This is a genomic window from Klebsiella sp. WP3-W18-ESBL-02 (genome assembly GCF_014168815.1).
In the GTDB taxonomy this organism is placed as follows: domain Bacteria; phylum Pseudomonadota; class Gammaproteobacteria; order Enterobacterales; family Enterobacteriaceae; genus Kluyvera; species Kluyvera ascorbata_B.
The window spans coordinates 4,852,311-4,865,515 of record NZ_AP021972.1; the positions used below are offsets into that span (position 1 = coordinate 4,852,311).

A 13,205-nucleotide genomic window follows, 5' to 3' on the forward strand; every position below is an offset into this window, starting at 1 on the left:
GTATCTGCGTGGGGAAGGCTTGCGGTTATATGGAGCAGGAGGACATCTGGCAATGTAGAAAGCGTAGGCCGGATAAGGCGAGGCCGCCATCCGGCAATATCCACAATGCCGCATCCCACAAGGCGCAGACGCAAAAAAGCCCATCCGTCAGGATGGGCTTCTTCACTTAATTGATGCCTGGCAGTTCCCTACTCTCGCATGGGGAGACCCCACACTACCATCGGCGCTACGGCGTTTCACTTCTGAGTTCGGCATGGGGTCAGGTGGGACCACCGCGCTACGGCCGCCAGGCAAATTCTGTATTAACCCGCTTTTCGCCGGTCAATGTAATCTGTAATCAATGCTGAAAATCGTCTCAATTTCGCCAAAACAGCTTCGGCGTTGTAAGGTTAAGCCTCACGGTTCATTAGTATCGGTTAGCTCAATGTATCGCTACACTTACACACCCGACCTATCAACGTCGTCGTCTTCAACGTTCCTTCAGGAGACTTATAGTCTCAGGGAGAACTCATCTCGGGGCAAGTTTCGTGCTTAGATGCTTTCAGCACTTATCTCTTCCGCATTTAGCTACCGGGCAATGCCATTGGCATGACAACCCGAACACCAGTGATGCGTCCACTCCGGTCCTCTCGTACTAGGAGCAGCCCCCCTCAATTCTCCAGCGCCCACGGCAGATAGGGACCGAACTGTCTCACGACGTTCTAAACCCAGCTCGCGTACCACTTTAAATGGCGAACAGCCATACCCTTGGGACCTACTTCAGCCCCAGGATGTGATGAGCCGACATCGAGGTGCCAAACACCGCCGTCGATATGAACTCTTGGGCGGTATCAGCCTGTTATCCCCGGAGTACCTTTTATCCGTTGAGCGATGGCCCTTCCATTCAGAACCACCGGATCACTAAGACCTGCTTTCGCACCTGCTCGAGCCGTCACTCTCGCAGTCAAGCTAGCTTATGCCTTTGCACTAACCTCCTGATGTCCGACCAGGATTAGCTAACCTTCGTGCTCCTCCGTTACTCTTTAGGAGGAGACCGCCCCAGTCAAACTACCCACCAGACACTGTCCGCAACCCGGATCACGGGTCTACGTTAGAACACCAGCCATTAAAGGGTGGTATTTCAAGGTTGGCTCCACACGAACTGGCGTCCGCGCTTCAAAGCCTCCCACCTATCCTACACATCAAGGACCAGTGTTCAGTGTCAAGCTATAGTAAAGGTTCACGGGGTCTTTCCGTCTTGCCGCGGGTACACTGCATCTTCACAGCGAGTTCAATTTCACTGAGTCTCGGGTGGAGACAGCCTGGCCATCATTACGCCATTCGTGCAGGTCGGAACTTACCCGACAAGGAATTTCGCTACCTTAGGACCGTTATAGTTACGGCCGCCGTTTACCGGGGCTTCGATCAAGAGCTTCGCGTTGCCGCTAACCCCATCAATTAACCTTCCGGCACCGGGCAGGCGTCACACCGTATACGTCCACTTTCGTGTTTGCACAGTGCTGTGTTTTTAATAAACAGTTGCAGCCAGCTGGTATCTTCGACTGATTTCAGCTCCATGGGTAAACCACTTCACCTACATATCAGCGTGCCTTCTCCCGAAGTTACGGCACCATTTTGCCTAGTTCCTTCACCCGAGTTCTCTCAAGCGCCTTGGTATTCTCTACCTGACCACCTGTGTCGGTTTGGGGTACGATTTGATGTTACCTGATGCTTAGAGGCTTTTCCTGGAAGCAGGGCATTTGTTACTTCAGCACCGTAGTGCCTCGTCATCACACCTCAGCGTTAAAAGAAGTCCGGATTTACCTAAACTTCCCGCCTACATGCTTAAACCGGGACAACCGTCGCCCGGCTAACATAGCCTTCTCCGTCCCCCCTTCGCAGTAACACCAAGTACAGGAATATTAACCTGTTTCCCATCGACTACGCCTTTCGGCCTCGCCTTAGGGGTCGACTCACCCTGCCCCGATTAACGTTGGACAGGAACCCTTGGTCTTCCGGCGTGCGGGTTTTTCACCCGCATTATCGTTACTTATGTCAGCATTCGCACTTCTGATACCTCCAGCAAACCTCACAGTTCACCTTCAACGGCTTACAGAACGCTCCCCTACCCAACAACACATAGTGTCGCTGCCGCAGCTTCGGTGCACAGTTTAGCCCCGTTACATCTTCCGCGCAGGCCGACTCGACCAGTGAGCTATTACGCTTTCTTTAAATGATGGCTGCTTCTAAGCCAACATCCTGGCTGTCTGAGCCTTCCCACATCGTTTCCCACTTAACTGTGACTTTGGGACCTTAGCTGGCGGTCTGGGTTGTTTCCCTCTTCACGACGGACGTTAGCACCCGCCGTGTGTCTCCCGTGATAACATTCTTCGGTATTCACAGTTTGCATCGGGTTGGTAAGTCGGGATGACCCCCTAGCCGAAACAGTGCTCTACCCCCGAAGATGAGTTCACGAGGCGCTACCTAAATAGCTTTCGGGGAGAACCAGCTATCTCCCGGTTTGATTGGCCTTTCACCCCCAGCCACAAGTCATCCGCTAATTTTTCAACATTAGTCGGTTCGGTCCTCCAGTTAGTGTTACCCAACCTTCAACCTGCCCATGGCTAGATCACCGGGTTTCGGGTCTATACCCTGCAACTTAACGCCCAGTTAAGACTCGGTTTCCCTTCGGCTCCCCTATACGGTTAACCTTGCTACAGAATATAAGTCGCTGACCCATTATACAAAAGGTACGCAGTCACCCCATAAAGAGGCTCCCACTGCTTGTACGTACACGGTTTCAGGTTCTTTTTCACTCCCCTCGCCGGGGTTCTTTTCGCCTTTCCCTCACGGTACTGGTTCACTATCGGTCAGTCAGGAGTATTTAGCCTTGGAGGATGGTCCCCCCATATTCAGACAGGATACCACGTGTCCCGCCCTACTCTTCGAGTTCACAACCTGTGCATTTTGGTGTACGGGACTATCACCCTGTACCGTCGGACTTTCCAGACCGTTCCACTAACACACAAGCTGATTCAGACTCTGGGCTGCTCCCCGTTCGCTCGCCGCTACTGGGGGAATCTCGGTTGATTTCTTTTCCTCGGGGTACTTAGATGTTTCAGTTCCCCCGGTTCGCTTCATTACGCTATGTATTCACGTAATGATAGTGTGACGAATCACACTGGGTTTCCCCATTCGGAAATCGCCGGTTATAACGGTTCATATCACCTTACCGACGCTTATCGCAGATTAGCACGTCCTTCATCGCCTCTGACTGCCAGGGCATCCACCGTGTACGCTTAGTCGCTTAACCTCACAACCCGAAGATGTTTCGTAAAACACCATCGTGTTGCGAAAATTTGAGAGACTCGAACACACCGCTTATCTGTTCTTATTACGGAGAACAGACACAGTGTGTCGTTTCAATTTTCAGCTTGATCCAGATTTTTAAAGAGCAAATATCTCAAACAAGACTCGGAAGTCTGTTTTGAGATACTAAGGTCGGCGACTTTCACTCACACTAACCAGCAAGTGGCGTCCCCTAGGGGATTCGAACCCCTGTTACCGCCGTGAAAGGGCGGTGTCCTGGGCCTCTAGACGAAGGGGACACTGAAGTCTCAATCGCAAGACGCCTTGCTATTTACTTTTCATCAGACAATCTGTGTGAGCACTTCAAAGAACGCTTCTTTAAGGTAAGGAGGTGATCCAACCGCAGGTTCCCCTACGGTTACCTTGTTACGACTTCACCCCAGTCATGAATCACAAAGTGGTAAGCGCCCTCCCGAAGGTTAAGCTACCTACTTCTTTTGCAACCCACTCCCATGGTGTGACGGGCGGTGTGTACAAGGCCCGGGAACGTATTCACCGTAGCATTCTGATCTACGATTACTAGCGATTCCGACTTCATGGAGTCGAGTTGCAGACTCCAATCCGGACTACGACATACTTTATGAGGTCCGCTTGCTCTCGCGAGGTCGCTTCTCTTTGTATATGCCATTGTAGCACGTGTGTAGCCCTACTCGTAAGGGCCATGATGACTTGACGTCATCCCCACCTTCCTCCAGTTTATCACTGGCAGTCTCCTTTGAGTTCCCGGCCGAACCGCTGGCAACAAAGGATAAGGGTTGCGCTCGTTGCGGGACTTAACCCAACATTTCACAACACGAGCTGACGACAGCCATGCAGCACCTGTCTCAGAGTTCCCGAAGGCACCAAAGCATCTCTGCTAAGTTCTCTGGATGTCAAGAGTAGGTAAGGTTCTTCGCGTTGCATCGAATTAAACCACATGCTCCACCGCTTGTGCGGGCCCCCGTCAATTCATTTGAGTTTTAACCTTGCGGCCGTACTCCCCAGGCGGTCTATTTAACGCGTTAGCTCCGGAAGCCACTCCTCAAGGGAACAACCTCCAAATAGACATCGTTTACGGCGTGGACTACCAGGGTATCTAATCCTGTTTGCTCCCCACGCTTTCGCACCTGAGCGTCAGTCTTCGTCCAGGGGGCCGCCTTCGCCACCGGTATTCCTCCAGATCTCTACGCATTTCACCGCTACACCTGGAATTCTACCCCCCTCTACGAGACTCAAGCTTGCCAGTTTCAAATGCAGTTCCCAGGTTGAGCCCGGGGATTTCACATCTGACTTAACAAACCGCCTGCGTGCGCTTTACGCCCAGTAATTCCGATTAACGCTTGCACCCTCCGTATTACCGCGGCTGCTGGCACGGAGTTAGCCGGTGCTTCTTCTGCGAGTAACGTCAATCACTAAGGTTATTAACCTTAATGCCTTCCTCCTCGCTGAAAGTACTTTACAACCCGAAGGCCTTCTTCATACACGCGGCATGGCTGCATCAGGCTTGCGCCCATTGTGCAATATTCCCCACTGCTGCCTCCCGTAGGAGTCTGGACCGTGTCTCAGTTCCAGTGTGGCTGGTCATCCTCTCAGACCAGCTAGGGATCGTCGCCTAGGTGAGCCGTTACCCCACCTACTAGCTAATCCCATCTGGGCACATCCGATGGTGTGAGGCCCGAAGGTCCCCCACTTTGGTCTTGCGACGTTATGCGGTATTAGCTACCGTTTCCAGTAGTTATCCCCCTCCATCGGGCAGTTTCCCAGACATTACTCACCCGTCCGCCACTCGTCACCCGAGAGCAAGCTCTCTGTGCTACCGTTCGACTTGCATGTGTTAGGCCTGCCGCCAGCGTTCAATCTGAGCCATGATCAAACTCTTCAATTTAAGTTTGATGCTCGTGAATTAAACTTCGTAATGAATTACGTGTTCACTCAGAGACTTGGTATTCATTTTTCGTCTTGCGACGTTAAGAATCCGTATCTTCGAGTGCCCACACAGATTGTCTGATAAATTGTTAAAGAGCAGTGCAACACGGCTTTCGCTCACTGTTGCGAGGTGGCGTATATTACGCTTTCCTCTTTCAGAGTCAAGCGTTTAATTTCGCTTTTCTCTGCCGAGATTCTCAGGAGAACCTCGCTGACCCGGCGGCTTGTTTGCCGTTGTTCCGTCTCAGTGGGGCCGCATTATAGGGAGAAAATGAGAACCCGCAAGCATAAATATTAAAAAACTTTTTGTTCGCTCACTTTCCAGGCAATCAGCCGAATTAGCGCCCTATTTGCGCGAAAGTTGCGCGATTTCCTTAGCAAACGCGGACACCTGCTCCCAGTCGGTATATACCACTTCTTTGCGTGTATCCGTTTCCCCGCCGGTCATCTTCATTATCAGACGGATCATAAAGCGGTCGAACCAGCCGTAGCGCGGATAACGTAAGGCGCCCGCAAATACCGCACAGGCATCCGGCTGCCATGGAGAACGCAGCAGGAACTTACGCGTGTAGCTATTGGTCTGCGGCGAACGCTTCTCTGGCTTACGCGCAACCAGGTTTACCGCAAAGAAAGCGCCAGGGATCGCCTGCAGCGCGGCCGCATGCTTTTTCACAAAACGGTCAAGCGCGGGATGAAAATGCCCATAGCGAATGGAAGCGCCGATAATCACCCGGTCATACTGCGCCCAGTCCACGCTATCCGTACGGTGTAAGTCCACCATCGCCGTCTCGACATCAAGCTCGCTCAGCTGCGAGCAAAGATGGGCGGCAATTTCGCGCGTCTGCCCATCACGGGTAGAAAAGAGCATTAATGTTTTCAACGCTAACTCCTGTTATTCGCGCCAGAATGTCGGGGTAAAGAGCACCAGCAAGGTGAAGACCTCCAGACGACCAAACAGCATGTTCGCGATCAGGATCCACTTCGCCACCGGGTTCATGCTGGCAAAGTTATCCGCTACCACGCCCAGCCCTGGCCCGAGGTTGTTCAGCGTCGCCACAACCGAGGCAAACGCCGAGAAGTCATCCACGCCGGTGGCGATAATCGCCAGCATGCTGACAATAAACACCAGCGCATAGGCAGAGAAGAATCCCCATACCGCTTCAAGAATACGTTCCGGCAGCGCACGGTTGCCGAGCTTGATGCTATACACCGCGTTCGGGTGGACCAGACGCTTCAGCTCACGGTTCCCCTGTTTGAACAGCAGCAGAATACGAATGACCTTCAGGCCACCACCGGTGGAACCGGCGCAGCCGCCAATAAAGGCGGAACACAGCAGCAGTACCGGCAGGAATAACGGCCAGCGCGCAATACTGTCGGTGGTGAACCCAGCGGTCGTCGCCATTGATACCACCTGAAAGAACGCCTGGTTAAGCGTGGTCACCGCCGATGCATAAATATTGTGGAACCACAGCACCAGCGTACAGATCACCACCAGCGTCAGCTGCACGCCGATAAACATGCGGAACTCCGGATCGCGCCAGTACACCTTCAGGCTACGTCCGCTTAATAAAGAGAAGTGCAGGCCGTAGTTACAGCCGGAGATCAGCAGGAAGACCGCAATAATGGTATTGATGGTTGGACTATTAAAGAAGCCCACGCTCGCGTCATGGGTAGAGAAGCCGCCGATGGCGATGGTAGCAAAGCTATGGCCGATGGCGTCAAACGCCGGCATTCCGGCGAACCAGAGGGCCAGCGCGCAGGCAACGGTGAGCAGCACATAAATAAGCCATAGGGTTTTCGCCGTTTCAGCAATACGCGGGCGCATTTTATTATCTTTCAGCGGCCCGGGCATTTCCGCCCGATACAGCTGCATCCCACCGACGCCGAGGATAGGGAGAATCGCCACCGCCAGCACAATGATCCCCATCCCACCAAACCACTGCAGCATCTGCCGGTAGAAGAGTATCGCGTGAGGCAATGAGTCCAGCCCCACCAGCGTGGTCGCACCGGTCGTGGTTAACCCCGAGAACGATTCAAAGAACGCATCGGTTACCGTGAGATTAGGCTGTTCAGAGAAGATAAACGGCAGCGCACCCACGCTGCCCAGCACGGTCCAGAACAGGACAACAATCAGAAATCCTTCACGCGATTTCAGTTCGCCCTTCTCCCGGCGGTTCGGCCACCACAGCAGCGAACCAATCGCTAGCGCCACGAAGAATGTCTGGGTAAATGCGCGCCCGGCGCCATCGCGGTAAATCAGAGCCACTAAACCCGGCAGGATCATCGTCCCCGAGAATAAGATGACCAGAAGTCCAACAATTCGAGTAATGGCACGAAAATGCATTTCCGGCGCGTCCTTTGATAATCTAAAAAGTCAGGAGGGGGATTATTCGTCAATCGCTAACAAATGCAATGAACCACGACTAAAATCCGCCAGCTTTGCGGAAAAATCAGGCACTTTTGCCTGCGGAAGCGCCACACGGAGCATGACGGACGCCTGATAGTTGCTGTCCACGATCTGGCCGGCATACTGCCCAACCAGCGCCTCAACGCCCGCCAACTGCCCGTATTCGCATAACAGAGTATATTCGGTTAGCGGCGTTTTGATCTGCGTAGTCAGTAGATTAAGCGCCTGCTGAACTCCGCCACCGTAGGCCTTCACCAACCCTCCGGTGCCTAAAAGGATACCGCCGTAGTAGCGCACCACCACGGCGGTAATTTCGCCAACGCCGCTGCCCATCAGCTGCGCCAGCATCGGCTTACCGGCCGTGCCAGCGGGTTCACCATCATCAGAGAAACCTAGCTGCTGCGAATCGTCCGGCCCGCCCGCGACCCACGCCACGCAGTGGTGGCGGGCATCAGGGTGCTCGGCGCGAATCGACTCAACAAATGCTTTGGCCGCTTCCACGCCGTCGGTATGTGCCAACAGCGTGATAAAACGACTCTTTTTGATCTCTTCAACGAAGGTGGCCGGCTCGGCCGGTATTCGCCAGCTTTCCATTACGCCAGTTTCAGATCGCGCGTCATGTTTTCGATATTGTTCTCGTGGATCACCACGTTATCTTCAATACGAATACCGCCGAACGGCTTCAACGCTTCAATTTTCTTCCAGTTGAAATGTTTGCTGTACTGGCCTTCGCGCCACGGCGCCAGCAGGGACTCAATAAAGTAGAAGCCCGGCTCGATGGTCAAGACCATGCCCGGCTGCAGTACGCGAGTACAGCGCAGGTACGGGTATTTAGACGGTGCAGCCAGATGCGTCCCGCTATCATCCTGCATAAAGCCGGCGACGTCGTGCACCTGCAGGCCCAGAGGGTGACCAATACCGTGCGGCATAAACGGCCCGGTCAGATCGTTCTCAACCATCGCTTCTTCGCTCATATCAGTGACGATCTGGTGCTTACGCAGCAGTTTGGCAATCCGCTGATGGAACTGAATGTGATAATCAACATAGCTGGTGCCGGCCTTCATGGTCGCAATCAGCGCCAGCTGCTCGGCATTCACATCTTTTACCAGATGCGCATAGTCGTTATCGCTGTGTGCCGACCAGGTGCGGGTCAGGTCGGCCGCATAACCGTTGTACTCCGCCCCCGCATCCAGCAGGAAGCTGCGTATTTCTGACGGCGCGCGGTGATCCAGCTTGGTGTAGTGCAGTACGGAAGCATGTTCATTCAGCGCCACAATGTTGCTGTATGGAACATCGGTATCGCGATGGCCCGTCGCCGTCAGATACGCCAGATTGATATCAAACTCGCTCATGCCTGAACGGAATGCCTCTTCCGCCGCACGGTGGCCGTTAACCGCCATCTTCTGCGCTTCACGCATGCACGCCAGCTCGTAATCGGTTTTATAGGCGCGATAGTAGTGCAGGTAATCAATCACCCCTTTCGGGTTGATGTTGTTTGCCGCAATGCCGAGCCCCAGCGCACGCTCCGGAACCGGACCGATATAGCCGATATTGCCGCGGGCCGCCGGCAGCTGGCTGCCAATGCCATCCGCTTTCGGCAGCGCGATCACCTCAACGTCTTCCGTCCAGAACGACGTTGGCAGCGGCTCTACGTTGTGCCAGTAGTCTACCGGCAGGTAAAACCACAGCTTGGGTTTATTCACCCCATCCACCAGCAGCCAGCAGTTTGGCACCTGGGTCACCGGTACCCATGCTTTGAACTGCGGGTTGACTTTAAACGGGTACGGGTGGTCATCCAGAAAAACATTCATCAGCTCGCCAGAGTGGATAAGCAGCGCATCAAGCTTAAAACGCTCAAGTGCGTTACGCGCCCGCTCTTGTAAGGTAACAATATGATTTTTATAGAGTGCGGCCAGTGATTCCATTATTTACCCTTCTGAATTTATTGCCCTTTAGTCTCCGCATAGTAGCACACCTCACCCACCCTGCGTGATTTCCCCCGGACGTGATCCGACCAGCAAATATTTAAAGTCTTATTTGCATTTATTTAACACAAAATACACACTCGAGTTTATCTGGTATGACCAGATCATATTGCTGGATTCAGGAGACTGACATGCTCTACAAAGGCGACACCCTGTACCTCAACTGGCTAGAAGATGGCATTGCCGAACTGGTGTTCGATGCCCCTGGTTCAGTGAACAAACTCGATACCGCAACCGTAGCCAGCCTCGGCAAGGCGCTCGACGTCCTCGAAAAACAAAAAGAGCTGAAGGGGCTGCTGCTGCGCTCCGAGAAGGCGGCCTTTATTGTCGGCGCGGATATCACCGAATTCCTTTCGCTGTTCCTGGTACCTGAAGAACAGTTCAGCCAGTGGCTGCATTTCGCGAACAGCGTATTTAACCGTCTGGAAGACCTGCCGGTACCGACGATTTCCGCCGTCAACGGCTATGCGCTGGGCGGCGGCTGCGAATGCGTGCTGGCCACCGACTACCGCCTGGCGACCCCGGATCTGCGCATCGGTCTGCCGGAAACCAAGCTCGGTATTATGCCTGGCTTCGGCGGCTCCGTTCGTCTGCCGCGCCTACTGGGCGCCGATAGCGCGCTGGAAATCATTGCCGCCGGTAAAGACGTCAGCGCAGAACAGGCGCTGAAAATTGGCCTGGTTGACGGCGTCGTTAAACCCGAAAAACTGTTCGATGGCGCGCTGGCAGTACTGCGTCAGGCTATCAACGGCGACCTGGACTGGAAAGCGAAGCGTCAGCCGAAGCTTGAGCCGCTAAAGCTCAGCAAGATTGAAGCCACCATGAGCTTTACCATCGCCAAGGGCATGGTGATGCAAACGGCGGGTAAACACTATCCGGCGCCAATCACCGCGGTGAAAACCATTGAAGCGGCAGCACGCTTTGGCCGCGAAGAAGCGCTGAATCTTGAAAACAAAAGTTTTGTTCCACTGGCCCATTCTAATGAAGCCCGTGCGCTGGTCGGTATTTTCCTCAACGACCAATTCGTCAAAGGTCAGGCGAAGAAACTGACCAAAAACACCGAACCGCCGAAACATGCCGCCGTGATTGGCGCAGGCATCATGGGTGGCGGGATCGCTTACCAGTCCGCCTGGAAGGGCGTGCCGGTGATCATGAAGGATATCAGCGAAAAATCGCTGACTCTCGGCATGACAGAAGCCAGCAAGCTGCTCAACAAACAGCTCGAACGCGGCAAAATTGACGGCCTGAAGCTGGCTGGCGTCATCGCCACTATTCAGCCCACGCTGGACTACGCCGGTTTCGATCGCGTTGATGTCGTTGTCGAAGCCGTGGTGGAAAACCCGAAGGTAAAAAAAGCGGTGCTCGCGGAAACCGAGCAGAAGGTGCGCCCGGACACCGTGCTGGCATCGAACACCTCGACCATTCCTATCAGCGAGCTGGCCGACGCGCTGGAGCGCCCGGAAAACTTCTGCGGTATGCACTTCTTTAACCCGGTGCACCGTATGCCGCTGGTCGAGATCATTCGCGGCAAGAAAACCGCCGACAGCACCATTGCGAAAGTAGTCGCCTGGGCCAGCAAAATGGGCAAAACGCCGATCGTGGTTAACGACTGCCCGGGGTTCTTCGTCAACCGCGTACTGTTCCCGTACTTTGCCGGCTTCAGCCAGCTGCTGCGCGATGGCGCCGACTTCCGCAAAGTGGATAAGGTCATGGAGAAACAGTTCGGCTGGCCAATGGGGCCGGCCTATCTGCTCGATGTGGTCGGGATTGATACCGCGCACCATGCACAAGCGGTAATGGCCGCCGGTTTCCCGCAGCGGATGCAGAAAGATTACCGTGACGCCATCGACGCTCTGTTTGAAGCCAGCCGTTTTGGTCAGAAAAACGGTCTTGGTTTCTGGCGCTATAAAGCCGACAGCAAGGGTAAACCAAAGAAAGAAGAAGATGCCGCAGTAGACAGCCTGCTGGCCGATGTCAGCCAGCCGAAGCGCGACTTCAGCGATGAAGAGATTATCGCCCGTATGATGATCCCGATGGTCAACGAAGTGGTGCGTTGTCTGGAAGAAGGCATTATCGCCAGTCCGGCAGAAGCGGATATGGCGCTGGTCTATGGCCTGGGCTTCCCTCCGTTCCACGGCGGCGCATTCCGCTGGCTGGATACGCTCGGCAGCGCGAAGTATCTCGATATGGCGCAGCAGTATCAGCATCTTGGGCCGCTGTATGAAGTTCCGGCAGGCTTGCGCGATAAAGCGCGCCATAACGAAGCGTATTATCCCCCGGTAGAGCCAGCCCGCCCGGCTGGTGAGCTGAAAACGGCTTAAGGAGTCACGATGGAACAGGTTGTTATTGTTGATGCAATTCGTACCCCGATGGGCCGTTCCAAAGGGGGCGCATTCCGCAAAGTGCGCGCCGAGGATCTCTCCGCGCATCTGATGCGCAGCCTGCTGGCGCGCAACCCGGCGCTGGAAGCGGCGGCTCTCGACGACATTTACTGGGGCTGCGTACAGCAGACGCTGGAGCAGGGCTTCAACATTGCCCGCAACGCGTCGCTGCTGGCAGAAATCCCGCATTCGGTTCCGGCTGTCACCGTGAACCGTCTGTGTGGTTCTTCGATGCAGGCGCTACACGACGCTGCGCGCATGATTATGACCGGCGATGCGCAGGTCTGCCTGGTGGGCGGCGTAGAACATATGGGCCACGTGCCGATGAGCCACGGCGTTGATTTCCATCCGGGCATGAGCCGCAACGTGGCGAAAGCGGCGGGGATGATGGGCCTGACCGCTGAGATGCTCTCACGCATGCACGGCATCAGCCGTGAAATGCAGGATGCCTTCGCCGCACGCTCCCACGCGCGCGCCTGGGCCGCCACACAGTCCGGCGCCTTTAAGAATGAAATCATTCCCACCGGCGGTCACGACGCAGACGGCGTGCTGAAGCAGTTTAACTACGATGAAGTGATCCGTCCGGAAACGACCGTTGAAGCGCTCGCGACACTGAAACCGGCATTTGACCCGGTCACCGGCACGGTCACCGCGGGTTCGTCATCCGCGCTCTCCGACGGCGCATCCGCCATGCTGGTGATGAGCGAAAGCCGCGCCCGCGAACTGGGGTTAACGCCGCGTGCGCGTATTCGCTCAATGGCGGTCGTTGGCTGCGACCCGTCTATCATGGGCTATGGTCCGGTTCCGGCGTCGAAGCTGGCGCTGAAAAAAGCGGGCCTGAGCACCAGCGATATCGGTTTGTTTGAGATGAACGAAGCGTTTGCCGCGCAGATCCTACCGTGTATTAAGGATCTGGGGCTGATGGAGCAGATCGACGAGAAGATCAACCTCAACGGCGGCGCGATCGCACTGGGTCACCCGTTAGGCTGTTCCGGTACGCGTATCAGCACCACGCTGCTTAATCTGATGGAGCGCAAAGACGTGCAGTTTGGTCTGGCGACGATGTGCATTGGCTTAGGTCAGGGGATCGCGACGGTTATCGAGCGCGTATAAAAGAACGCCCCGGCGAACAAGGCCGGGGCGAACCATACTGTAGGCCGGATAGAACGCGCCCGCGTC

General features: G+C 54.9%; 6 protein-coding genes, 1 tRNA gene and 3 rRNA genes. 2 read left to right on the forward strand and 8 right to left on the reverse strand.

Going from position 1 to position 13,205, the window contains the following annotated elements:
* Positions 1–175: 175 nt before the first annotated feature.
* The 8 genes from rrf to pepQ all read right to left on the reverse strand — a co-directional run bounded on the left by rrf (position 176) and on the right by pepQ (position 9,585).
* A 5S ribosomal RNA gene (gene rrf, locus H7R56_RS23255) occupies positions 176–291 on the reverse strand.
* 94 nt (positions 292–385) lie between these two features.
* Positions 386–3,292 (reverse strand): 23S ribosomal RNA (locus tag H7R56_RS23260).
* Positions 3,293–3,511: 219 nt separating this feature from the next.
* A tRNA-Glu gene (locus H7R56_RS23265) sits at positions 3,512–3,587 on the reverse strand.
* 85 nt (positions 3,588–3,672) lie between these two features.
* A 16S ribosomal RNA gene (locus tag H7R56_RS23270) occupies positions 3,673–5,212 on the reverse strand.
* The 16S, 23S and 5S rRNA genes sit together here with 1 tRNA gene alongside, the layout of an rRNA operon.
* A 387-nt stretch (positions 5,213–5,599) precedes the next feature.
* Positions 5,600–6,133, reverse strand: coding sequence for a menaquinone-dependent protoporphyrinogen IX dehydrogenase (gene hemG, locus H7R56_RS23275; protein ID WP_106929926.1), 534 nt, complete (start codon positions 6,131–6,133; stop codon positions 5,600–5,602).
* Between the two features lie 12 nt (positions 6,134–6,145).
* Positions 6,146–7,597, reverse strand: coding sequence for a Trk system potassium transporter TrkH (gene trkH, locus H7R56_RS23280; RefSeq protein WP_106929924.1), 1,452 nt, complete (start codon positions 7,595–7,597; stop codon positions 6,146–6,148).
* 42 nt (positions 7,598–7,639) lie between these two features.
* Positions 7,640–8,254, reverse strand: a complete 615-nt coding sequence (locus tag H7R56_RS23285; RefSeq protein WP_182928433.1) for an IMPACT family protein — start codon at positions 8,252–8,254, stop codon at positions 7,640–7,642.
* Positions 8,254–9,585: a Xaa-Pro dipeptidase gene (gene pepQ, locus H7R56_RS23290; protein WP_106929920.1), complete on the reverse strand. Its 1,332-nt coding sequence runs from the start codon at positions 9,583–9,585 to the stop codon at positions 8,254–8,256. The genes H7R56_RS23285 and pepQ overlap by 1 nt, the downstream gene beginning before the upstream one ends.
* A gap of 191 nt (positions 9,586–9,776) precedes the next feature.
* Between pepQ and fadB the strand changes: the two genes are divergently transcribed.
* Entirely contained in the window at positions 9,777–11,966 is a 2,190-nt protein-coding gene (gene fadB / locus H7R56_RS23295; RefSeq protein ID WP_106929916.1) for a fatty acid oxidation complex subunit alpha FadB, read from the forward strand.
* A gap of 9 nt (positions 11,967–11,975) precedes the next feature.
* Positions 11,976–13,139, forward strand: a complete 1,164-nt coding sequence (gene fadA / locus H7R56_RS23300; protein WP_106929914.1) for an acetyl-CoA C-acyltransferase FadA — start codon at positions 11,976–11,978, stop codon at positions 13,137–13,139.
* Positions 13,140–13,205 lie beyond the last annotated feature (66 nt).

What these genes read in the sequence shown, in the direction of transcription:
- pepQ (WP_106929920.1), bottom strand. Translation starts at nt 9,585, where the DNA reads ATGGAATCACTGGCCGCACTCTATAAAAATCATATTGTTACCTTACAA.
- fadB (WP_106929916.1), top strand. Translation starts at nt 9,777, where the DNA reads ATGCTCTACAAAGGCGACACCCTGTACCTCAACTGGCTAGAAGATGGC.
- fadA (WP_106929914.1), top strand. Translation starts at nt 11,976, where the DNA reads ATGGAACAGGTTGTTATTGTTGATGCAATTCGTACCCCGATGGGCCGT.
- trkH (WP_106929924.1), bottom strand. Translation starts at nt 7,597, where the DNA reads ATGCATTTTCGTGCCATTACTCGAATTGTTGGACTTCTGGTCATCTTA.
- H7R56_RS23285 (WP_182928433.1), bottom strand. Translation starts at nt 8,254, where the DNA reads ATGGAAAGCTGGCGAATACCGGCCGAGCCGGCCACCTTCGTTGAAGAG.